Genomic DNA, 22,691 nt, shown 5'->3' on the forward strand with positions numbered 1-22,691 from the left:
ACGCCTCCAGCGCCACACGTGGATAGACGCACAGATCGGCATCGCTCAGCGCTGCGATCGTGTCGCCGCAATGTTCGGCAAAGAGCGTGCCGACGAAATTTCCGGGATAGAGCAGCCCGACGATCTGGACGCCACCATCCGCCTCCTCGCGCGACACCTTGAGCACACCCGAGACGAGATTGGCGCAATGGCTGGCTGGATCGCCGCTCCAGCCGAATGCTTGTCCGGCGCTCAACCGGCGGCGACGACCGATATCATGAACCGCGGCCAGCTCCGCGCCGCCCAGTCCGTCGCATAGCGCCATGTCACGCGCGGTGCAGGCGGCGCAGCGCGGCGGCAGGTCACACGGCATGACTGAAACGCATGTCGTCCTCGCTGCGCCAGGCGTCGAAGGCGGCGGCGATGCTGCGGGCATAGGGCAGCGCGTCGGCCGTCAGGCACAGGCGATGCCCTTCCCATCGGAGCAGCCCGGCCTGCTCGAAGCGGGAAAGCCGGATATGAATGGCATCCCGCTCCGGCAAACCGTTCGTATCGACGATTCCTTGGCACAGCACCCCTGCAATCGCCGCGCCCCGCCGTCGGTCGAGTGGCGTCCGACGGATACCACGCGCGGTCGCGAACCGACCGGCGTTGATCGCCTGATGCCAATCGCCCGCCTTCTTCGCGTTCTGAAGCAGGCGGTCGGGAAATTCGCTGATCGCGCTGGTACCCAGGCCGATCAGGATCTCGGCGGGATCGTCGGTGAAACCCTGGAAGTTACGGCGCAGCGTGCCGTTTGCCGCCGCCTGTGCCAGTGGATCATGCGGTTTGGCGAAGTGGTCGAACCCGACTGCTCGGTAGCCCGCCGCCGTCAGTCGCTCATGCGCCGCTGCGGCCTGCGCGAAGCGCGCCGCCGCAGCAGGCAGCACGGTCGCGTCGATCCGGCGCTGGCGTGGGATCAAATGGGGGACATGCGCATAGCCGAAGACCGCCAGCCGCTCGGGCGCAAGCGCGATCGTTTCTTCCAGCGTGGCTTGGAGCGCCGCGTCGGTCTGTCCGGGCAGGCCGTACATCAGGTCGAAATTGATCGATCCAACCCCGGCTCCGCGCAACAGTGCGACGGCGCTGATGATATTTTCGCGCGGTTGAACCCTGCCGATCGCCGCCTGGAGCATGGGATCGAAGGTTTGCACGCCCAGGCTGACCCGCGCGACGCCGTTCTCGGCGATGACGCTCGCCCAGTCCGGCGCGAAGCCGCGCGGATCGATTTCCAGCGATAGCGGTGCGTCTTCACACGCGAAGGCCCTGCGCAGATGGGCGACCAGTGCTGCAAACGCGCCGGAGGAAATGGCGTTGGGACTTCCCCCGCCAAAGGCAATCCGCCGGATTTGTCCGCACCCCTCCAGCCGGGCGGCGATCCTGTCGATCTCGGCATGTAGCCGCGTCAGATACGCCTCCAGCCGCGTCGTCCGGTTCGCCGCACCGGTGTTGCACCCGCAATACCAGCAGATCGCCCGGCAATAGGGGATATGCAGATAGAGCGACACGTCCGCATCCGCATCGACGGCATCGAGCGCGGCGGCCATGTCGTCATGACCGACCCCGTCGCCAAACTCTGCGGCGGTGGGATAGCTGGTGTAGCGCGGCACGGGCCGGGCGAGCAGATGGGGATGATAGGGCCACATGGCGCATCCCGTGGCCCGATCCTGCGGACGCGCCTTTGACCGCGGTCAAACCAGCCTTTGTCGATGGTCAAGGCGGCGGGGGCGACCCTCTCCTAGGCTCGGCGCTGCACGGCGCGGGGCCGAACCGTAGCGACAGCATCCGGCGGGGCGTGGTGGTCGGCTATGCACTGGGATGGCTGAAGCCTTATGAGAACCAATGGCTCGCCTATCCACCGGCGGTGGCGCGGAGCTTCACGCCCGAACTGGCAGCGCTGGTCGGCTATCGCCAGCGTCGCCCCAATCTCGGCAATTACGAGGGCCAATGCCCCTCGATCCTGCTCGGCGACGACATCGACGCGGCGATCGGCGCGGTCGACGCGCTCCGGCCCGACCAGGCCGAGATGGTCGTGGCCTTCGTCGCCAGGCAGCGGCCAGGCGGATGAACGCCGGTGCGACGACCGCGCGGGTCCATGACGCGGTCCGGCGGATGATCCTGACGCGCGGCCTGCGACCCGGCGCGCGGCTCGACCCGGCCGTGCTGGCGGATGGCCTTGCCACCAGCGCGACGCCGGTACGCGAGGCGTTGAACCAGCTGTGCGGCGCAGGGTTGGTCGATGCCCGCCCCGGCGGCGGCTTCCACGTCCCGATGATCGACGCGCCCGCGCTCGCCGAACTCTATCGCTGGAACGAGGACGTCATAGGGATCATCCTGCGATCGGCGGGTAGGCGTCTGGCCGCCGTGGCGCGCGAGCGGGACGATAAGGATGATGTCCTTGGCGCGACGGCAGCGCTCGCCGAGTGGCTCGCCCGCGCGTCGGGCAACGAGGAGCATCTGCGCGCCATGCGCGACATCAATGCGCGCGTGCATGCGGTCCGCCTCATCGGGGGTAACCTGATCTCCGAGACCGACCAGGAACTCGCGCGGCTGACTGCGGCGGCCAACCGCGGTGATGTCGCCGCGCTGCGTACAGGGTGGCGCAACTATCACCAGCGCCGCCAGCGACTCGTCGTCGTAATCGTCGTGCGCTACTGCGGGACTAACTGTGGCAGCGCTGCGCACCCTTCCGCCTTGGATGCGAACGGAGTCGGGTCGGTCGGCAATGGTCTCGTGCCGCGGGGCCCTGTCGGAATGGCGCCTCCCGATTTCCGGAGTATGATCACCGACCTACAATAGCGCTGCGTTCGCCGGAACGAACGCAAGAGCCACCATCGACAACATCAGCATATGCTCACGCGCCAAGCGTATCGAGCTTCCGCAGCGCCTTCTTGTCGATCTTGCCGACGCTGGTGCGGGGCAAGGCGTCGAGGACGATGAGGCGATCGGGCAGGGCATAGCGGCTGATGATGCCGTCCGTGACGAATTGCGAGAGGTGCGCGAGGATCGCGGGCAGGTTCGGCGCTTCCGCCGCAGGCACGATGAACGCAATCGGCCGCTCGCCCCAGCGGTCATCGGGTACGCCCACGACCGCCGCCGCCGCGACCTGTGGATGGCGCATCACCAGTTCCTCGAGCTGGATCGAGGATATCCATTCGCCGCCGGACTTGATGACGTCCTTCAGCCGGTCCCGAACGACGATGTCGCCGCGCGGGGTGACCTGCACGACGTCCTGCGTGTGCAGCCATCCCCCGCGCCACAGCGCGTCCGATGCATGCCGGTCATTGCCATAGCTCATCGTCAGCCACGGCGCGCGTACCGTCAATTCTCCCTCTATGGCGTCGGCGCCGCGCTCGTCGACGACCCGGACCTGGGCGAGCGGGATGGGACGCCCGGCGAGGCAGCAACGCTCGGTGCCACCCGGCGGGTCGCCCGGATCGTTCCGCGCGATCGACACGACCGGCGCCGTCTCCGACATGCCATAGCCGGCGAACGCCATGATGCCGCGCTCGCGGGCGGCGTCGCGGAGGCTGCTCGGCAGTGCGGAGCCGCCGACGACCATCTTCCACGGGCGCTCCAGCGTGCGATCGCCGAGCGCCTCGACCAACATCTGGACGATCGTCGGGACGCCGTGCGAGAAGGTGACGCCCTCTTCTTCGCCGAGTGCCACGATCCGATCCGCAAGATAGCGACCCGGATAGACCTGCTTCAGCCCCAGCAAGGTCGCGATATAGGGCAGGCCCCAGGCGTGGACATGGAACATCGGTGTCAGCGGCATGTAGACATCGTCGCGGCGCAGTGCCTGATGGTCGGGCTGGCCGGCCATCGTCGCGAGAACCGCCAGCGTGTGGAGGACGATCTGCCGGTGGCTGAACGCGACCGCCTTGGGCAATCCGGTCGTGCCCGTCGTATGGAAGGTCGTCGCGAGGGCATGTTCGTCGAAATCGACGAAGGGGAAGAGGTCGGACCCCGCCGCCAGCAACGTCTCATAGTCCCCTGCAACCGCCATGTCCTGCACCGGCAACCCGTCGTGCATCGCCATCCTGCAGATCAGCGCCGGCAGTTGCCCGTCGATCGTCTGGACGAGCGCGGCGAAATCGACATGGAACAGCAGTAACCGCGCACCGGTATCGGCGAGCGTATAGGCGATCTGCTCGGGCGACAGGCGAACGTTTACCGTCTGCAGCACCGCGCCCATCATCGGCACCGCGAAATAGGCTTCGAGATAGCGGTGGCTGTCCCAGTCCATCACCGCGACTACATCGCCCGGCCCAACCCCATGATCGGCCAGCACAGCGGCGAGGCGGCCGATCCGCCGCCCCAGTTCGGCATAATCGTGGCGGCGGCCATCGGTCCCGACGATCGCGCACGGGCTGCGCACATCAAGCGCGCTTTGCAGTAGATGGCGGATCAGCAGCGGATAGGCATAGGCTTCCGGCGCCGGGGTGGCGAAACGATAGCCCATGGTCAGCGGAGCTCCGCGTCGGGCTTGCGGCCTTGTTCGACCCAGGCACGCAACGCATTCCACGCGGCGAGCGTCTGCCCCTTGTCGAAGCCGCAATGGGTATAGCCCTCGATCCCGCCGATCGGCAGCGGGGCGCGGGTCGGCGGGACGGTGAACTGCGCCAGCTTCGCGGTCCGCCGGGCCTTTGCCACCGCCGCGGCCAGCTGCGCTTCCTGCGCGTAGGGGACGAGGGAATCGATCCGGTTGTGGAGCGTCACCAACGGCGCCTCGACCCGGCCGGTGGCGGTGCGCCATTTGCGGAGATAGGCGACGGCCTGTGGCGCGGCTTCGACCCGTTGGATGTCGCGGTTGAGCGCGGCGTTCTCTTCGGCGGTCAGCGAGGGTGCGGCATAGACCTTGCCGATATTGCCATGGACCCAGCCGCCGGCGGTCGCTGCCATGTCGTCGGCGCCCAGTGCGGCCGTGACGAGCGGATAGGCGAGCGATGCGGCGTCATATTCGAACCCGCCGATCGTGGCGACGGCGCGAACGATCCGTGCCTCGCGGCCGGTCGGGTCCTTCTGTGCGGCGGTCCACAAGGCAAGCGGCGGCATGCCGACCTTGGCGATCTGGGCGAAGACATAGGCCTGTGCCGCCGCGTCCGGAGTTCCGGCGGGCGGGCGTGACGACATCGCGTCGCGGCGAACGTCCTGGTTGCCGGGCAGCGCATAGGGCGTGCCCTTGGTCAGGGCATTGTAGGCCAGGCGCATGTCGATCAGCCGTCCGAGCAGGTCCTGCCAGTTGGCAACGACACCGCAGCGGGCGAGGCCACCGGCAAAGGCCCTGGGGTATAGTTCGAGGAGGGTGACGACGATCCCGCCGCCCATCGAATCGCCCATCACGTAGAGGCGCTTTCCGCCCATCCTTGCCAGCAGGTCACGCAGGCGGGCGGTGGCGTTCACTCCTGCCTCCACACCCAGCCCGGCCTTGGCATAGGCGCTGTGCCCGACCGCGAAGCCCTGTGCATAGGCCTCGCCAAGCGCACCGGTGCCCGGCCCCTGGTCAACTGGATCGGGCGATACCGCCACCGGCGTGCCGGGAGTCGAATAGCCATGCGCATAGAGCAGGCCATCGCCCGTCCATTCCCGGGGGAAGGCAAGTGCGAACAGGTTGCCGTCGAGACGGCCGTTGATCGTGACGCCCCCGTCCGCGCGGGCGGTCGCGGTGACGTCGGTGGCACCCAGTCGGCTGGCCTTCGCGACGAGCAGCTGCTGACTGGACGCTGGAGCGTCCCTCGCGCCGGCGGGCGCGAGCGGGACGGCCAGCGCCAAGGCACCGGAGACGAGCAGGGACCATCGGGGGAAGGTGCGCATCGGACGTACTCCTTGGCTATCGGGGGCGCCGGCCCAGATGCCGGTCAAAGAAGCTCGCGATCAGGCGAAAGGCTTCGGTGGATTCAGGCATGTCGGGCCACATGAAGAAGGCGTGCGGCAGGCCGTCGAATAGTTGCAGTTCGCTCGGCACCCCGGCTGCGGTCAGGCGACGATGGGCGCGCGTCAGGGCGCTGACCGCGAAATCGCGCCCGCCCCCCAGCAGCAAGGTCGGCGGCATCGCGCGGATCTCCGCGTCAGACTGCAGCGGATAGGCCGTCGGATCGCTGCCGGCCACGCCGGCCATATACGGGGTCGGCAAGGTCGCGGGCAGCACGGGCGCCGGGACGATGTCGCCGCCACTGATCGGCCCGGCAAGGTAGGGGCTGTCCCCCGAATAGGTGGCCCCGGTGCCACAGAAGGTTCCGATCGCACCGGGTCGCGGCATTCCGGTCTTGCGAATCCAGGCGGTCGCCTGCGCGGTGATGATGCCGCCGGCCGAGCAGCCATAGATGCCGATATTTTCCGGACGATGCGTCTTGAGCAACGCGCGGTAGACGGCCACCACATCCTCCGACGCGGCCGGATAACGGTGTTCGGGTGCCAGCCGATAGTCAACCGTGACCACCCGCACCCGCATCACGGCGGCGATCGGGATCGCTTCGACCAAGGCGCCGCTGCCCGATCCCCACAGGAAGGCACCGCCATGGACGTTGATCAGGACGCGCCGGGCATTGCCGGGGGCGATGCCGGTCGTCGGTTCGACGACGGCAACGGGTACGCCCGCGATCCTCTGCTGCCATTCGCGTGTCGCGAAGTGGCGGCGCATCTCGGCGAGGCGGCGGTCGTTCCACTGCTGGTAGAAGGCACGTTGCCGCACCAGATCGCCGGCGATGTCCTTCGGCGCCGTTTCCGCTTTCATTCGCGCCAAGACCTGGCGGGCCTCGCCGCTGAGCTGGTTGGATGGTGGCAGGGTAAAGGCCGGCACGGCCACGTCCTGCGCTGTCGCCGGCTGGCCGATCACGATCGACAGGACCAGCGCGGTGATCGCGAGGCGCCGCATCACCGCCGTCCCGCCACGAGGGCGGCATAGGCGCGCGCGCTCGGCTTGACCGTGCGGCGGAAACTGGTGCGATCGACCGCGACCAGTCCGAACCTGGGGCCGTAGCCCGAAAACCATTCGAAATTGTCTAGCAGCGACCAGTGGATATAGCCCAGCACCGGCACGCCGTCGCGCCGTGCGGCGTCCACCGATGCGATCGCTGCGGGGATGAACCGCGCGCGTTCGCGGTCGTCGACGGCGTCAATCCCGTTCTCGGTCACCAGTACCGGCTTGGCCGTCTCGCGGTGGACATAGCGCACGACGTTGCCGACTGCGGCCGGAAACCATTCGCGTCCATCGGGACGGCGCGCCGCGTCGGCTGGCAGCGCGATCTCGCGCTCCGCGCCGATATAGGCGCGGCCATAGGTCTGGACGCCGACGAAATCGTCCTTGTCCATCACCGCGAAGAAGGGACCATAGACGTCGGCCCGCTTGCGTTCGATCGCGCTGTCCGGCCCTACCGCCACCTCATCGGGGATCGCGAGGCTGAGGCCGACGGGCAGGTCGCCCCGGACGGCCTTGATCGCTGCACGGGCCTGGACGTGTGCCGCGGTGATGCCAGGAATCATCGGCCGGGGATCCCCGCCATTGAGGACGGAGAAGCGATCCGACCCGCTGGCCTTCGCTGCCGCCGCGACACATGCCGCCATGCGCGCCATGAAGGCGGGCGGCGGCGGACTGACCGCCCAGCGCCCGCCCAGTGCCAGATTGGGCTCGTTGAAGGTCAGCGCATGGCTGATCCCGTCCGCCATCGCACGGGCGACACGCTCGGCATAGCGGGCGAACAGCGCCGGTGCGTCCGCCTGTTCCCAGCCGCCGGCCGCCGCGAACCAGCGCGGGGCAGTGAAATGGTTGAAGGTGACGACAGGGGCGATACCCTGCTCGCGACAATGGTCGACCATGCGCGCATAATGATCGAGCCACGCTCGCGAGAACTGGCCCTTTGCCGGTTCGATACGGGGCCATTCGACCGAGAAGCGATAGCAGTTCAGTCCCAGCATGCGGATGATCGCCACATCCTCGCGCCAGCGGTGCAGGCTGTCGCAGGCATCGCCGGACGGTTCGGCGAAAACGGTCGGCGTGACCTGTTCGAGCAGCCAGATATCGGCGTTGACGTTGTTGCCCTCGACCTGATGCCCCGCCGTCGCCGCGCCCCAGAGAAACGGGGCGGGCCCGGCGGCGCGTGCCGGCAGCGCCGTCGTGACCGCGACCGCCGCGCCGAGCCCGAGCAGATCGCGTCGATCGATCGTCATCGCACTGCATCCGGTCCTGGCTTGCGCCCGTTCCGGACCCAGGTGCGCATCGCATCGAACGCGGCGATGTTCTGGGCGGGCGTGAATCCGCAATGCGTGTACCCGCTTAGGCCGCCGGGCAGCGCGATCTTCGTCGGCGGCACCGCATATTGCGCCAGCCGGGTGCCGTTGCCGGCGGCGGCGGTGATCCGACCCAGCCCCTCCGACTGGGCAAAGGGGACCAGCGAGTCGATCGTCTGATGCACCGTGACCAGCGGGATACGGAATCGTCCCGTCGCCTCGTGCCAGCGCTGCGCATAGGCGACCGCCCGAGGATCGGCATCGTAGCGCTGCATCTTGCGGTTGAACGCCGCCGTTTGCGCCGCATCCATTTCGGGCGGGGCGTAGACGATGTCGCGATTGCCGATCGGCAGGCCGCCCATCGTCGCGCGGATATCGTCCATGCCGAGCGCGGCGGAGGAAATCGGCGCACCGAGTGCCGCCGGATCGGGTGCGAAGCCGCCGACCGCCGCGACCTGCCGGATGATCCGCGCCTCCGGTCCCTGCGGGTTCGCCTTGGCGGCGAGGAACAGCGCGAGGATCGGCGACAGCAGCCTGGTCTTCTGCGCCTCGCGGAACGCATCGCCCGCCATCGTACCATCCGCCGGCGGTACGATCGGCAGCGCCGAGCGGGTCAGGTCCTTGCCACCGGGCAGCGCATAGGGCGTTCCCTCGGTCAGCACGTCATAGGCGCCGCGCATGTCGGCAAGTTGCCGTACCATCGCCAGCCAGCCCTGCGTCACCCCGCACATCGCCAGCGCGCCGGAAAAGGCCTTCGGATGATTTTCGATCAGCGACAGGACGATGTTGCCGCCCATCGACCCGCCGACCGCATAGAAGCGCTTGGCCCCCAGTTTCGCCGCCAACGCGCGCAACCGCATGGTGTTGCGGGTCGCGGTCTCGGTCGCGATGCCGTTCTTGTCGACCGCGGCGATGCCGCTGGCGATCCCCTGCGCGTACAGGTGATTGAACAGACCGCCGCCGGGGTCCTTCGCCAGCGGATCGGCGGGCACGGTCGGCGGGGTGCCCGGCAAGGCGTAGCCCTGCCCGAACAGCACCGTTTCCCCGGTCCAGTTCGACGGAATGGTCAGGACGAACCGGCGTCCTTCGATGGTGCCGTTCAGGATCATGCCGCCGCCGGGTGCGGCGGTCGCCGCCAGTTCGGTGGCGCCGGCCGCGCGTGCCCTGTATTGCAGGGCGGTCTGGGCAGCGGTCGGCTGGAACGCGCTTGGCGCCTGCCGGGCGATGCTGGCGCTGGCCAGCAGGATGACGGGGAGGATCGCGGCGTGGCGCATCATGTTCGCCCGCCCTTCAAAAACGATAGCGGAGCTGGACGCCATATTGCGCCGGCTCGCCATAGATCGAGCCGATAAAGCCCGAATTATTGTAGCTGGGATTGGCGGTCACCCGATATTCCCGGTTCAGGATGTTGGTGCCGTAGAAGGCTAGGTCGAGCGGGAAGCCGCGCACGTCGCGCCAGTCGAGGCGAAGGTTCAGAAGGCCGTACCCCGCGATGGTGTCGAACGGCTGCGCCTCGGGTGTGACGCGCTGGCTCGACTGATATGACCAGTTGCCGGCCAACTGCAGCGTCCCCTCGCGTTCGGGGAGGGGCAGGTCGACGCTCGCGGTCAGATTGTACTTGTGCTTCGGCACGAAGGAAAAGGGCGTGCCGGCAAGGTCGCGGCTTGGCTGCGCGGCGGTCAGCGCCTGCGGGATCGCGGGGATCGCGATCGTGTCGTACTGCAGATATTTGGCGGAGTTGTACGAATAGGTGGCGCCAAGGGTCAGCCCCTTGACCGGGACCAGCATGCCTTCAAACTCCAGCCCCATCACCCGCGCGCGCTGGGCATTGGTCAGGATGTCCGATCCGGCGATGGCGGCGCGCTGGATGACCTGGATGTCGTTGTACCAGGTATAGAAGGCAGCGACGTTCGTGCGCGCCCGGACGTCGCCGAAGCTCCAGTCGCGCTTCAGGCCGATCTCGGCATCGGTCACCTGTTCGGGCTTCACCGGGAACAGCGGATGCTCCTCGCCAAGGAACAGTGACACGATCGGGTTGCTCGCCCCTGATTTATAGCCCCGCCGCGATACGGCGTAGAGCAGGGTCTGCGGATCGGCCTGCCAGTCAAGTCCGAGCTGCCAAGTCGGGCCGTTGCTCTCGCCGCGAAAGGTCGGCGACGTGCAGTTCGGATATTTGAGCGTAGGCAAGCGACCGGCGGCGACGGCCTGGTACGCATCGTAGACGCACAGCCCGGCGTTCAATCCGGCCACCTGCGCCGCTTGGGCGGGGCTGATGATCCCGAGTGCCGCGAGCCGGTTGAAGATCTGGTAGCTGGCGGGGTCCTGATAGCTCTGGATGTCGCCGCCGAATTCGTCCCACGTCCAGCGGAAGCCGGCGGTGGCTGTCAGCGTCGGAACGATCTTATACTGTACCTGCGCATAGGCCGCCTTGCTCCGCCCGTCGACATGGGCGCTCGGTTGCAAGGTCAGTGCGGGGACCAGCGGGCCGGTCAGGCCGAGCGCTGCCTGCAACGACTGCGGGATCAGCAACGGACCGCCGCCCAGGATGCCGCCGACCTGCATCGGGTTTACGGTGGCGAAGGTGAGCGGTGCCGGGGTCTTCTGGTCGAGGAAGAAGCCGCCTGCCTGTACCCTGAGCGTGCCGTCGTCGTAGCGCGCCTGCACCTCCTCGGTGATCGTGCGCAGGTTGTTGTTCCAGCTGCCGGGATAGCCGCCGAGCAGGTCGGCGATCGGCAGCGTCGTCGAATCGCGGTCGGTGGCGCTGGTCGAGCGGGTGCGCGCATAACTGAAGATGTTCTTGAGCGTGAACGTGTCGCTGACGCGCCATTCGGTATTGTTGAGGACGAGGAAGTTCTTCGCCTTCTCGAACGTCGGCACGCTCAGCGCGGTCCGGCGCACACCGCGTGCCTGCTGCGCCGCGAGATAAGGCTGCAACAACGCCGCATAGGGGCGCGCGGGGTTCACCGCGAGCAGGATGCTGCCGCCGCCATTCTCGTCGACCTCCTGATAGCTGACAGCGGTATAGTTGCTGACCGTGGCGGTCGGATCGAACTGGATGCCGAGGCGCAGGCTGAAATTGTTGCGGTTCAGATAGTCGCGCCCGGTGATGGCGTCGCGGACATAGCCTTCGCGCTGGTCCAGCTGCCCGGCGAAGCGGACCGCCACCACGTCGTCGACGATCGGCACGTTCAGCGCGCCTTGAACGCTCTTGCGCTGGAGGTTGCCGATCGTCCCGTCGACATAGCCTTCGACCTTGTTCATCCGCGGACGCTGCGGCTCCAGCAGAACGGCACCGCCGGTCGTATTGCGCCCGAACAGCGTTCCCTGCGGGCCTTTCAGGACCTGCAAGGATGCGAGGTCATAGAAATTACCCGGACCGCTGACGCTGGTGGGGACTTCGGCGAAATAGCCAACCACCCCGGGACCGCTCCCCGCACCCGGACCGCCGGTCCCGCCCATGCCGCGGATGGTGTAGGTTTCCTGATTGCGCGCGACATCGCCGACCACCGACAGGGACGGCGTGAAATTCTGGAGGTCGGTTCCGTTGTTGATGCCCTTTTCACGGATTGCATCCTGCGAGAAGGCGGTGATCGCCACCGGAACCCGCTGGCCACGTTCCGCCGTACGACGCGCGGTCACGACGATGTCGCCGATAGAGTCGTCTTCCTGGGTGGGCGCCGCAGCCGGTTGCGCGGCAGGGGCGATCGCCGCCGTGCGGTCCGGGGCCGGCATCCGCGTTACGGCAATCGCGCCGCTGCGATCACGATGCAGGACGAGGCCGGAGCCGCCCACCACCGCCCGCAGGGCTGCCACCGCGTCCAGCTTTCCGCGTACGCCGCGCGAGCGCAACGCATCGACTTCCTCGCTGCGATACAGCACCGGCGTGCCGGACTGTCGTGCCCAGGCGTCGAGCGCCGCGCGCATCGATCCGGGCGCAATGCTGTACGTGCGGACCCGGTTGGTAGTTTCCGCTCGTGACTGCGACCATGAAGGCGTTGCTGTCCAGCTACTTGCGAGTGTCGCCGCGATCAGGAACCGATACTTCCCGGCCATATTCCCCCTCCAATACTGCACGGCCTCTTCGGGCCTTCTGCAACGCTAGACGGGTGGGGCGTGGAAAGTCGTAACGCAATCGATCAGGAATTTATCGTGATCGCATCCGCCTCTTCGCGCACCGCCAGTCCGAACCCCGCGCGCATCAGCCGCGCGAACGCATCGATGTCAGTCGCATCGAATGTGCCGCCGATCCGGATCTGCGCAGCCTGCGGGTCGGCGATCCGGATTTGACGGCGATTGTAGCGGTTGAACTCGGCGGCAGCCTCTTCCAGCGTCGTGCGGTCGAAGGTGAGCATGCCCCGTCGCCAGGACAGCGCCGCTTCCGCCCGCGCGGATGACCGGTCGGTCAGCAGCATCGACGTTCCTCGCGAAATGGCGACGTTGCCGGCGGTGAGGACGGCCGCCCGTCCGCGCTCACCCTTGGCAGCATCCTCCACCCGGACGCGACCTTCGACGACAGCGACGGTGACCATCCCGCCGTCGCGTCGTACCGAGAAGCGGGTGCCGAGGACCGTCACCACCCGGTCCCCGGCATGAATCACGAACGGATGGCGCGCGTCATGGGCCACGTCGAAATAGGCTTCGCCGCGATCAAGCCAGACGGCGCGCCGACCGCTGTCGACCGCGGCCCTCATCGTACTGGCCGTGTTGAGCGTCACCGCGCTGCCATCGGGCAGGCGCACCGCGCGATGTTCGCCGACGGTAGTGGCGAACCGGCGAAGCGGCTGCGGCTGGTCGCGTCGCACCCATTCCGGAACGACCGCGGCGGCGAACAGGCATATCAGGACAAGGCTGGCCGCCAGCGCCTGAAGCGCGCGGCTTTCCAGCAGCCGGTTCAGCGAAGGTCGTTCCACGGCCACGCTCCGCGTCGCGGCGAGCCGCGCGGTGGCGTCCCAGCCCGCCTCCAGCCGCCATAGCGCAACCTTGTGCGCATCGCTCTCCGCCAGCCAGCCCTTGAGCGCCTCGTCGTCCGCCGCGCCCCATTCGGGCTGGTCGCGTCGTACCAGCCAGGCGGCGGCGCGCGCCTCGATATCGTTGCGGCGGGTCATGGCGTCCGCTTCCGTCGCGGGGCCAGCCCTGGCTTGCGTTCGATCCGTGCATTCCCGCCGAGCATGAAATTGGCCAATGCCCGGAGGCCGAGCGTCAACTGCCGCTCGACCGTATGGTGACCGACGCCGAGCCGGTCGGCGGTTTCGCGGATGTTCAGCCCCTCCACGCGCCGCAGCCGCACGACCTCGCGACAACGCGGGGGCAACTGATCCAGCCCGGCCATGGCACGGCGGAGTTCGTCGCGCGCCGTCAGTGCGCGGTCCGCCTCGACAAGATCGGGTATGTTCAGTTCGTCGAGGTCCGCCATCTGTTCGAACGAGACCACCTTCGCCCGACGGGCACGATCGATCAACAGATTGCGCGCGACCGTCAGCACGAAGGGACGGGTATTGAGCGGAAGGCTTTTGCGCGCGGCGGCCACGGCATGTTCATACACTTCCTGCCGCAGATCGATGACATCGTCCCGCGCCCGACAATGCCGTGCGAGATAGCGCTCGAGGTCGCGTTCCAGCGGAAGCACGTCGGCCACGAACCAGCGCTTCAGGACATCATCGTCGGTCATCAAAACGTCGTGACGAATGACATGCCGCAACCCGTAACGTCTTTCTGTTGCCAGATCAGCTTGTCACGCTGTCGGCGAGCCCTGCCTTCCCCCGGCAGGACGTGCGGTAAAGGCCAAGCGGTACCAAGGCTGTCTGCGCTATCCGCTTCAATTCTTGCGCGGAAGCGCCGTCTCGCGCCTGAACGGACATGCCTTGCAGGGTCGCCGCGTAGAAGGCTGCTAGCGAACGAGTGTCCGTTTCCTGTCGCAACTCACCGGCCTGCTTGCCGCGATCAAGCCGAGCTTTGATCGCGGCACGGGCGGCAGATCGTCGCTCCTCCATCCGTTGTGCTATATCGCGATGCTCGACGCCGCAGCTCAGGACACCGAGTGCGATCAAGCAGCCGCCCGAGCCATCGCTACGCGCGTAACGTACGGCAGCTTCCGCGAGGAGGTCATGGATCGCGTCGAACGCCGTACTGGCCCGTTCCAGCGCTGCTGCCGCGAACGCTCCCTCGGTGCTTTGGTACCGTGCGATCGCTTCCTCGAAGAGCGCCTCCTTGCTGGGGAACACACCGTACAGGCTGGTCGCGGACACCCCGATCGCCTGGGTCAGATGCGCGATCGAGGTGCCTTCGTAGCCGCGCACTCTAAACAGTGACAGTGCCGTCGCAACGGCGTGGTCGCGATCGAATTGGCGCGGACGACCACGAGGGCGACCGTTCATCGGCGAAGCCTTTTTCATAGTGATCGATACAATAGTCCGTTGACAAGTGGCAACGCAAGTGCACCTATTTCCGTATCGATCACTGCGAAAGGTTGCCGCCTATGCTACGTGGATTCTGGTTGGCCGTGGGGGCGCTATTACCCATCACCCTTTCCGGAATGGCTGCCGCTGCCGAACCTCGCCGCATCCTCGTCTACGGCGACAGCAATAGCTGGGGTTATGAAGCACGCGACGACGGTGCGCCGACGCGTCGCTTTCCAGCCGATCGGCGGTGGACGGGCATTCTGCAACGGGAGCTCGGCTCCGGCTACGTGGTGATCGAGGATGGCTTGAACCTCCGCACCACCGACCTCGATGGCGAAGACTGGCCAGGCAGCGTCATGCGGCCCGATACCGTCAACGGCGCAAAGCACCTGCCTGCGTCGATCGCGGCGAACATGCCACTCGATCTCGTCGTCATCATGCTCGGCACCAACGATCTCCAGGCGCGATACCGGCGCACCCCTCGCCAGATCGCGGATGCCGCGGTGTCGCTGGCACGAAAGGTTCAGGCGTCAGCGGGCGGTATCGGTACCACTTATCCAGCACCAAAAGTGCTGATTGTGTCGCCGGCGCAGGTTTCCACGATCCCGATTGAGGAATGGAGCAGCCGCTACGCCGGCAGCCACGACAAATCAGTTGCATTCGCAACCGCGTTCAAGGCGGCTGCCGCCGCAGCACATATTCCAGAGTTCGACGCTGCCGCAGCGATCGGCGGCTCCGTACATGGGGTCGACGGCATTCATCTGTCCGAATCTGATCACCGTAAGCTGGCAGCGGGGATCTTGCCTGCGATCCGACAGGTTCTCGGTTCGCAATCGGGAAAGGGGGAACCGTCGGCAAAACCTTTGGTCGAGACGATGCCCCGCGCCCGATAGCGGGCTGGAGCCGCGTTCGCCTGAACGAGGCGTCGCTCTTGCTACGGTCGTCTGCGCGGGTACGCCCTGGGCATCTTCCGGTAACGGTGGCAGGCCGGAAGAAAGCGCGTCGCGGAAATGAAGGGCGAGTTTGCCGGCCGCATCATTTCCCCGGGAATGATAGCGAAAAGCGGGCGGGACAACGCCATCTTATACAAGCGGGTCCGACGGACGATTCGGACCCGCTTGTACGATCAGCGCATGATGACAGCCAGGTCTTGCGGACGGCGGGCACCGCCGATCACCCATCGCCAATCGTCCGCCGTCGCCCTGAGTTGCAACGTCTGACAGAACGCCGCGTCGACCATCAGATGGGCGAGTTGCTTTGTCCAGCCATGTCCGACGCAACCATGCGGTCCGATCCCGAACGGCAGGCCACGGCTTTGCCGACCAGGACGATAACATTGGGGCTCGGGGAATGCGTCCGGATCACGATTCCCTGCGGACCACCACATCCAGATCAAGGCGTTCTCGGGTACGGGGCAATCGTCGATCGTGATCGGTTCTCGCGCCTGTCTCACGGTAAAGGGCGTCGGCGTTGCGAGACGCAGTGCTTCTTCGATCGCAAGTTCGCGGTAGGAGCAATCCGCCAATGCCGACAGGTCATTCTCCTCCTCCAGCAGAACCGCAAGCATTCCTGCCAAGCCCGCCGCAGCCGTGTCGATTGCGTCGAACAGCAGCGAGGCTACTAGCGGTGTGCCGCGACATGATCCGACCGCTTGTACGATGCGAGCCGCCGGACATCCCGCTTGGTTGTCGATTGCGGCCGCTGTGCGAAGTAACATGGACCGGGCCGCGGCATCGGCATTCACTGCCTGGGATGGATCGGGATCGAACGAGAGGTGTCGACTGAACACCTCTACATCTTCGCTCAGACGCTGTGCCTGCGCGTTCCCGTAACCCGCGAAACTGGCCCAGCATTCGGCAGCGATCGGCAAGCATAAATCGCCGAACAGGTCGACGGGGCCATCTTTGGCTGCGCGAAAATGCCGACCTACGACACTTCGTGCGTCTGGCACGAAGTGTTTGACCGCAGCGTGGTTAAGCCCCGTCAGAACCGCCCTGCGCAGGCGCCTATGATCTTCCCCAACCTGGGTGAAGAGGCCGTGTCGAAGTATATCATGCCCGGTTGCAAAGGGTCCGTCGGATACGTCTGCCATTGGCGTTCCGTCGATGGCAGGATGCATGCCGAAACGGCGAAGTGCCGTATAGCCCAGGATGGCCAGCCCACCGTCCGGACTAGATTGCAGTCTATCTCCACTGGCAAAGCTGCGCTCGAACATAGCGAAAGGAGCTTGCCAGAATCCTGGCAAGGTAAAGTCGTCAAACATGCGCATGGGATCATCTCCGAAAGAACAACGCGAAGCGCCCGGCCTAAGGCCAGGGACTGCATTCGATCGATCGTTTGGTCAGCGAATCCGGCAATGCGCGTAGTAGGACATGACACCTTCCGCAAAAGCGTGAGGGCACCTATTAACTCAAATATTGCTTGCAAGGCAAATGGCCCATCTGCGGGTTCAGGCCGGAAGTAGGCATGACGGCCGGGCGCGCGCATTGCCGTTCTGCAAACGAGTGGCTCTTCCAAACGGTCGAACCTATCTGCAGTTGTCGATCGGGAACGCGAGATGCGCCTGAAATTCTGACTAGATCCCGCGAAGCAGAAAGCATGGATCAGTTACGCGGGGTCAGGAGCTTTCTGCGGTGACGCCGACCGACCGGAGCTTGTCAGGGTTTCGCATGATGTAGAGGTTCGAGATGCGCTCCCCATCGTTGCTACCGAACCATATCGTCGCCACGACGACGGGACCATCGTACAGCACTGCCCCGTAGCCGGTTGCGAGCCGAACGACGGTCCAGCGGTACCCGCGCCACCACTTTCGCGCGTGCGCACAAAATGCCAGAACGGTATCTCGGCCTTCCACAGGCGCGGACGTTGCGGCCGCTTTTCCGCCACCGTCCGCTTCCAGCCGCACATCATTCGCAAGCGCGGCGGAGAACGCCGCCATGTCTTCGGTCAGTATGGCGTGCTGGAATGCGGCGAGCAGGGCGCGCTGCCGATCGGGATCAAGCCGCGCCCGCTGCCGGCCGGACGTCACGTGCGCACGTGCGCGGGAGACGAGCTTGCGGCTCGCGGCCTCGCTCGTACCGAGCGAGGCTCCTACCTCGGCATGCGCGAGGCCGAAAACCTCGTGCAGGAGAAAGGCGGCTCGTTCCCTGGGCGACGATCGCTCCAGTAATAGTAGGAAGGCGGTTTCAACTGCGAACGATAGTTCATCATCCTCGCTCGCCGTCGTACCTGCCAGTGGTTCGGGCAGCCACGGTCCCACATAGTCCGTACGCGCACGGGCGAAGGACCGTAACATGTCGATCGACCGCCGGGTGCAGGCCGTCATCAGCCACGCCGCCGGGTTCAGGATCGCGCCTCGATCAGCCTTCGACCAGCGGAGGAAGACGTCCTGCAGAACGTCTTCGGCATCGGCATGCGTCCCGAGCATGCGATACGCCATGCCGAACATTGCCGGCCGGGCGGCCTCGAACGCCGCCAGCTTCGCCTGGGGTTCGGCCTGCGTCACACGCCCTTGAACCAGCGCGGCTCGAACGTCGTAATTTCGGGATCATGCTGCAACAACGGCCGCGATTCAGCCAGGTATGCGAGGTACGCAGGCGACTGCATGAATGCGTTCGCGTCCTCCCCGGACCGATACAGCTGGAACGCGACTACCGTGTCGGGGTCGGCACCGAAACCGTAGAGGTAGGCGAGGTGGCCGTCGTTGGTGCTAATGGCTGGCATCATGTGGCGACGCCAAGACGCCTCCAGTTCGTCGCGCCGGCCGGGCTTGGTGCAATGCTCGAGGAACAGGGCTTGCATGATCGGGTCTCCAGATGATGAGAGTGTACTCCCCCATCATCATGACGGCTCGGCCCATGCGATCGTGACGCCATTGACAGGCATATTCCCAAGGGGACGCGGATCGTGCGAAACGGCAGCAGACCGTATATCACGAGTTTATCACGGGGGCACGACGACCACGCCACCTTCCGAGCAACGCTGCAGCAATTGGAAGCTTTGCTCGCGGCGATAAGCGCGGGCTGCGGTCGGCCCGAACACGGACGCGAAGTGGCAGAAGAGAGTGACCGTTCAGGATCGGAAAATCGGACTGACGGTGCCTCATTCCCTCACCCTGCTCGAGACCAAGCAGCCGCAAAATCGCAACACAGCCTGACGGTGCCAGATTTGATTCAACATAGCCTGAGGGGCACGCGGTATCGAGCACTGGGTTACCGAACCCAATCATTCGTGGATCAAGGGTGGCCAGGCGAGCGGATGTGCCAAACCATCAAGGAGGCTACCATTAAGCCTTCTTTACGAGAGCCGCGACCAATTCCGGACGCGACTTGCCGAATTCGTGGTCGGCTACAGTTTCGACTGCCGGTTCAAGGCGCTCGACAGCATCGAGCCTCGAAAAAACATTGCCAAGAGCTGAACGTCAGGGACAGGTCAAATCATCGTCGCCTTGATTTGCCAGATGCCGGGACTGAACGCCTAGGCATGCGGAACAACCGAATAGTTGGCTATATCGACACTGATTCCCAGCCGATCAAACATGGTTTGTGCCTCGAACCCACTTGCTACATGTCGCGCTCGAGCTGCTGATCGCGCGGCCTCGTAAGTTTCCTGATCACGCCATTCGACGAATGTTACGATGTTGAAGCGGCCAGTGCCTGACGACTGCTCGAGAATATAGTTCTGAATGCAACCGTCCATGTCATCAAGGAGCGCGTGGGACTCGCGCAGCTTGAATATAAACTCGTCCCGACTGGTCGAAGGCACATCGAACTTGTCTACCCTGAATACCGATTCGGAGTGGTGGCTCATGGGAGGATTCTCCTTCACACGATCGCAACTTGTGCCCCTGCGCAACCAGGGGCAATGTGACAGCAGGTCACCATATCGGTAAGCCGTTGTCAATTTCGTTGGAGATGGGATGCAGGATCGCAGTGATGCCGGGCTTCTGATTCTGGAGGTGTTCCGTTTGAACGCCCGACTTCTTGCCGGCGGTGATGACCTGGTCGCGCCGTTGGGGTTGTCCAGTGCACGCTGGCAAGTGCTCGGCGCGATAGCGGGCTCGACTGCGGACCAGCCGGTTGCCCATATCGCGCGCGCTATGGGGCTTCAACGCCAAGGCGTGCAGCGTATAGTAAATGAGCTGTCGGAAAATGGCTTCGTTGCTTTTCGCGAGAATCCTCATCACCGGCGCGCCCAGCTTGTCATTTTGACCGATAAAGGACGAACGGCCTACTCGGCTGCGATGCGCAAGCGTGAACCATGGGTAGAGAAACTGGTAAGTGGGATATCCAAGGAAGACATTTCGTTGGCGCTAGAGGTTTTGTCGACGATGCGCGAAAGGATCGACAAGACCGGTTAGTTGTTCCAGTGTCAGCGTCACTATTGGTGTGTCATGTTGAAAATTTCCGTTAGATGGACATCGGATCGTCGATGATAGTGATTCATCGCTTGGCGATAGCGGTGAGCGTGACTGGAAGGTACAATATTTATAACTTACTTGTGCCGTTTTTGTTTGAACGCGCCTTGGCTATTCGATGGTGGGCTGAGCTGGGAGTATGTTCGCCCATGTCCTAGAAGACGTTCAGGGTGCTGGGGCCGGGTAACAATCTGCGGCGCCATGCGCTTGATCAACGGATTAACTTGGGTGCTGCAGCACCGCCGACATTCGAAATATCAACTCCGTATAAAGTTCGTATATCCAACCGGCCGGCACATTCTCCCAAGGTCGCGAATGATCGCGGCATACCAAGGAGAACGTCATGGAACGCGATAACGACAAGGCACCGACGCTGGTCGATCTGGGCGATGCCCGTGTCCTGACCCAAGGCCCGGCCGGTACCCCGATCGACGAGGTCCAGGGGTTCCTCGGCGCCGGCTTGGCCGACGACTGAAAGGGTGGCGGGGTGTTCCCGGGAACACCCCGCCGCTTCGCGATGAGGTTCTTCCTACCCCCGTTGGTTGGCTTCTGCTCAATTGGCGAGAGCGTGATTTTCCTCGATGCCCGCTCGGATCGCTACTGGATGCTTCCAGCAGCGATGAGCCAAGCCCTCAACCGACTATGCGCCGGTGCAGAACTTGCGGGCGAGGCGGCGGCACCGCTCCTCGCACTCGTCCGAGCCGGACTGCTCGACAGCACCAAGGGCGAGCCTCTTGTGCCTTGCCAACTCCCGCGCGCGCGGATCAGTCGCCTCGAGGTAATCGACACCACGCCCAGGTCCTCGACGATGATTGCCGGACTGTGCTTCGCGGCGAGCATCTGGCGCATACGCAGGCGCGGCCTGGGATGTGAACTTGCAGCGCTTCAGCGTCGGCGAGAGCGGCGAAGCGGAACTGCCCGCCATGTCGATCGCCATGCGGGCGCTTTTGCGCGACTGCGCCTGCTGGTCAGCCCAACGGGGCATTGTCTTCCCCTGTCGCTGGCGCTGGCCCGGCGACGTGCTTCTGCCGATGCCCGGCTTGTCTTCGGCGTGCAGTTGGCCCCGTTCGCGGCGCATGCCTGGGTCCAGCGCGACACCGAAGTGCTCAACGACGAGTTGCATGTCGTGCACGCGTTCACGCCGATCCTCATGATATGATCCGGCCAGCATTCGCTGCATGGTTGGCCAAGTCCAAGCCCTTCGGCGCAGGGGAGCAATCCCGCTTTTCCGAGGCAGCCCGCCGGGCCGGCCTTGGGCTATGCCATATCGACAATCGGATGATGATCGCATCGTCGCATGCGATTCCAACGTCGGGAAGCTGGATTGTCGGATCGCTGTTCCGACGCGGTGAGGCCACGCCGCTGACGGAAGCGACACTTCGCGCCTCGTTCGGGACTGTAAGCGCGGCAAGTGAACTGACGCGTGGCCATTGGGGCGATTATGTTGCCTTCGGTACCTCGCGTGACGGCCGCTACGCCGTGCGCGCGCCGTTCGGCAGCTTGTCACGCTATTGGCAGGACGCGCCCGACCATGTCATCCTGGCCTCATCGGTCCGGCTGTTGGGCGCATTCGGTGGTTCGGCTCCGGCTGTCGACTGGCATGCCGTGGGCCAATTCCTCGCGGCCACCGACCTGCGCAATGGGCGCACCTGCCTGCGCGGCGTCGAGGAACTTGCCGGCGGCCAGGCAATCGAGGTCTACGACCGCGGCATTCGCCTGGAGCGGCACTGGTCTCCCTGGTCGTGGACCGACCGGGCGCAGGCATTCCACACTCGCGATGCGGCGGCGGAAGCATTGGCCGGGGCGATCGACACTGCGGTCGTGTCTCGCCTCCCGGTCGACGTGCCGGCGATCCTGCTCCTGTCCGGCGGGCTGGATTCGTCGGTCGTGGCGGCGGCGCTGGCATCCAATGGGCGCCGCTTCACCTGCCTGACGATGGTGGTCGCGGACGCACAGGGCGACGAACGCGATCATGCCGGGCCGTGGCGCGCCATCTCGACGTCCCGTTGGTCGAAGTCGTTCGCGATCCTCGTCAAGTCGATCTCACGCGTCCCCTCGCGCGTGGCTTGCCGCGACCAACCGGTGCGCAGTTCCGCCAAGCAACATTTGCGGCTGCGGACGACCTGGCGAGAGAAACCGGTTCGGCGCTGGTCATCGATGGCGGTGGCGGCGACAACATGTTCTGCTCGCTGCAAAGCGTCGCCCCGGTAGTCGATGCCCTGTTCGCCATGGGCAGGGAATCGCATCCCCTCGCAACGGCGGGTTCGATCGCACGGATGGCCCAGGTCAGCCTTGCTGCTGTCCTGGCGCGCGCCGGCGCGCGGTTGATGACGCGTCGCGCGGCCTATCGTTGGTCAGTCGACCACAGCTTCCTCGATCCCGGGATAGTCGATGGCCTTGATCCTTCCCATCCATGGCTCGAGGCTCCGAGCTGTCGATCTCCGGCGGAAGCGACCTCGTGCAGGCAATCCGCCAGTCCGCCCAGACGAACACCGCACGAGCCGGCGACCAGATCACCCAGCGCAACCTCGACGCCCAGCCGACGGTCACGATCCGTCCCGGCGCGCCCGTGCGCGTGCTGGTGACCCGCGATCTCATCCTCGCCCCTTATCCGAGAAGGACAAGCTGAC

General features: G+C 65.5%; 22 protein-coding genes and 1 pseudogene. 8 read left to right on the forward strand and 15 right to left on the reverse strand.

Annotated features, from left to right (window positions below; translation table 11 throughout):
* Together MF610_RS17825 and hemN are read right to left on the reverse strand one after the other, a co-directional pair.
* Window positions 1–352, reverse strand: a 352-nt coding sequence (locus tag MF610_RS17825) for a Crp/Fnr family transcriptional regulator (protein WP_242201613.1), incomplete at its 3' end; no start/stop codon positions are given.
* Window positions 342–1,664, reverse strand: coding sequence for an oxygen-independent coproporphyrinogen III oxidase (gene hemN / locus MF610_RS17830; protein ID WP_242201615.1), 1,323 nt, complete (start codon window positions 1,662–1,664; stop codon window positions 342–344). The genes hemN and MF610_RS17825, both read right to left, overlap by 11 nt.
* A gap of 35 nt (window positions 1,665–1,699) precedes the next feature.
* Here hemN and MF610_RS17835 point away from each other — a divergent pair, with 35 nt between their 5' ends.
* Together MF610_RS17835 and MF610_RS17840 are read left to right on the forward strand one after the other, a co-directional pair.
* The gene (locus MF610_RS17835; RefSeq protein WP_380870567.1) at window positions 1,700–2,086 is read left to right on the forward strand and encodes a hypothetical protein; all 387 of its coding nucleotides are present in this window, start codon (window positions 1,700–1,702) and stop codon (window positions 2,084–2,086) included.
* Window positions 2,083–2,817, forward strand: a complete 735-nt coding sequence (locus MF610_RS17840; RefSeq protein WP_242201617.1) for a GntR family transcriptional regulator — start codon at window positions 2,083–2,085, stop codon at window positions 2,815–2,817. Before MF610_RS17835 ends, MF610_RS17840 begins: the two co-directional genes overlap by 4 nt.
* 55 nt (window positions 2,818–2,872) lie before the next feature.
* Here the strand turns inward: MF610_RS17840 and MF610_RS17845 are convergent, their stop codons facing one another.
* The 9 genes from MF610_RS17845 to MF610_RS17885 all read right to left on the reverse strand — a co-directional run bounded on the left by MF610_RS17845 (window position 2,873) and on the right by MF610_RS17885 (window position 14,639).
* Window positions 2,873–4,483 carry a long-chain-fatty-acid--CoA ligase gene (locus MF610_RS17845; protein WP_242201619.1) on the reverse strand — a complete coding sequence of 537 codons (1,611 nt, stop codon included), beginning with the start codon at window positions 4,481–4,483 and terminating at the stop codon, window positions 2,873–2,875.
* Window positions 4,484–4,485: 2 nt separating this feature from the next.
* On the reverse strand, window positions 4,486–5,835 hold the full coding sequence (locus MF610_RS17850) for an alpha/beta hydrolase family protein (RefSeq protein ID WP_242201620.1): 1,350 nt from the start codon (window positions 5,833–5,835) through the stop codon (window positions 4,486–4,488).
* A 16-nt stretch (window positions 5,836–5,851) separates the two neighbouring features.
* Complete coding sequence (locus MF610_RS17855) at window positions 5,852–6,895, reverse strand: alpha/beta hydrolase (RefSeq protein WP_242201622.1); 1,044 nt, start codon at window positions 6,893–6,895, stop codon at window positions 5,852–5,854.
* Entirely contained in the window at window positions 6,895–8,187 is a 1,293-nt protein-coding gene (locus tag MF610_RS17860; protein ID WP_242201624.1) for a glycoside hydrolase family 1 protein, read from the reverse strand. Before MF610_RS17860 ends, MF610_RS17855 begins: the two co-directional genes overlap by 1 nt.
* Complete coding sequence (locus MF610_RS17865) at window positions 8,184–9,524, reverse strand: alpha/beta fold hydrolase (RefSeq protein WP_242201625.1); 1,341 nt, start codon at window positions 9,522–9,524, stop codon at window positions 8,184–8,186. The genes MF610_RS17860 and MF610_RS17865 overlap by 4 nt, the downstream gene beginning before the upstream one ends.
* 13 nt (window positions 9,525–9,537) lie before the next feature.
* Window positions 9,538–12,300: a TonB-dependent receptor gene (locus MF610_RS17870; protein WP_242201627.1), complete on the reverse strand. Its 2,763-nt coding sequence runs from the start codon at window positions 12,298–12,300 to the stop codon at window positions 9,538–9,540.
* An 83-nt stretch (window positions 12,301–12,383) separates the two neighbouring features.
* Window positions 12,384–13,352, reverse strand: a complete 969-nt coding sequence (locus MF610_RS17875; protein WP_242201628.1) for a FecR family protein — start codon at window positions 13,350–13,352, stop codon at window positions 12,384–12,386.
* A complete protein-coding gene (locus MF610_RS17880) occupies window positions 13,349–13,915 on the reverse strand; it encodes an RNA polymerase sigma factor (RefSeq protein WP_242201630.1) in 567 nt (188 codons plus the stop codon). Before MF610_RS17880 ends, MF610_RS17875 begins: the two co-directional genes overlap by 4 nt.
* Before the next feature lie 55 nt (window positions 13,916–13,970).
* On the reverse strand, window positions 13,971–14,639 hold the full coding sequence (locus MF610_RS17885; RefSeq protein WP_242201632.1) for a TetR/AcrR family transcriptional regulator: 669 nt from the start codon (window positions 14,637–14,639) through the stop codon (window positions 13,971–13,973).
* 140 nt (window positions 14,640–14,779) lie between these two features.
* Here MF610_RS17885 and MF610_RS17890 point away from each other — a divergent pair, with 140 nt between their 5' ends.
* Window positions 14,780–15,538, forward strand: a complete 759-nt coding sequence (locus MF610_RS17890; protein WP_242201633.1) for a GDSL-type esterase/lipase family protein — start codon at window positions 14,780–14,782, stop codon at window positions 15,536–15,538.
* A 233-nt stretch (window positions 15,539–15,771) separates the two neighbouring features.
* Here the strand turns inward: MF610_RS17890 and MF610_RS17895 are convergent, their stop codons facing one another.
* The 4 genes from MF610_RS17895 to MF610_RS17910 form a co-directional block, all read right to left on the reverse strand.
* A complete protein-coding gene (locus MF610_RS17895) occupies window positions 15,772–16,914 on the reverse strand; it encodes a cytochrome P450 (RefSeq protein WP_242201635.1) in 1,143 nt (380 codons plus the stop codon).
* Between the two features lie 348 nt (window positions 16,915–17,262).
* Entirely contained in the window at window positions 17,263–18,150 is an 888-nt protein-coding gene (locus tag MF610_RS17900; RefSeq protein WP_242201636.1) for a sigma-70 family RNA polymerase sigma factor, read from the reverse strand.
* Entirely contained in the window at window positions 18,147–18,446 is a 300-nt protein-coding gene (locus tag MF610_RS17905) for a putative quinol monooxygenase (RefSeq protein WP_242201639.1), read from the reverse strand. Before MF610_RS17905 ends, MF610_RS17900 begins: the two co-directional genes overlap by 4 nt.
* Before the next feature lie 675 nt (window positions 18,447–19,121).
* A complete protein-coding gene (locus MF610_RS17910) occupies window positions 19,122–19,454 on the reverse strand; it encodes an antibiotic biosynthesis monooxygenase (protein ID WP_242201641.1) in 333 nt (110 codons plus the stop codon).
* 109 nt (window positions 19,455–19,563) lie between these two features.
* Between MF610_RS17910 and MF610_RS17915 the strand changes: the two genes are divergently transcribed.
* The 5 genes and pseudogenes from MF610_RS17915 to MF610_RS17935 all read left to right on the forward strand — a co-directional run.
* A complete protein-coding gene (locus tag MF610_RS17915) occupies window positions 19,564–20,004 on the forward strand; it encodes a MarR family winged helix-turn-helix transcriptional regulator (RefSeq protein ID WP_242201642.1) in 441 nt (146 codons plus the stop codon).
* Between the two features lie 400 nt (window positions 20,005–20,404).
* Window positions 20,405–20,536 (forward strand): benenodin family lasso peptide, encoded by a 132-nt coding sequence (locus tag MF610_RS17920; RefSeq protein ID WP_157013586.1) that lies wholly within the window; start codon window positions 20,405–20,407, stop codon window positions 20,534–20,536.
* Window positions 20,537–20,629: 93 nt separating this feature from the next.
* Window positions 20,630–21,220, forward strand: coding sequence for a lasso peptide biosynthesis B2 protein (locus MF610_RS19205; protein ID WP_242201644.1), 591 nt, complete (start codon window positions 20,630–20,632; stop codon window positions 21,218–21,220).
* Window positions 21,217–22,272, forward strand: a complete 1,056-nt coding sequence (locus MF610_RS17930) for an asparagine synthase-related protein (protein WP_242201646.1) — start codon at window positions 21,217–21,219, stop codon at window positions 22,270–22,272. Before MF610_RS19205 ends, MF610_RS17930 begins: the two co-directional genes overlap by 4 nt.
* A gap of 211 nt (window positions 22,273–22,483) precedes the next feature.
* A pseudogene (locus MF610_RS17935) lies at window positions 22,484–22,690 on the forward strand (TrbI/VirB10 family protein); the annotation flags it as partial.
* Window position 22,691 lies beyond the last annotated feature (1 nt).

It is taken from the genome of Sphingomonas hankookensis (assembly GCF_022664465.1).
Classification (GTDB): Bacteria; Pseudomonadota; Alphaproteobacteria; order Sphingomonadales; family Sphingomonadaceae; genus Sphingomonas; species Sphingomonas hankookensis.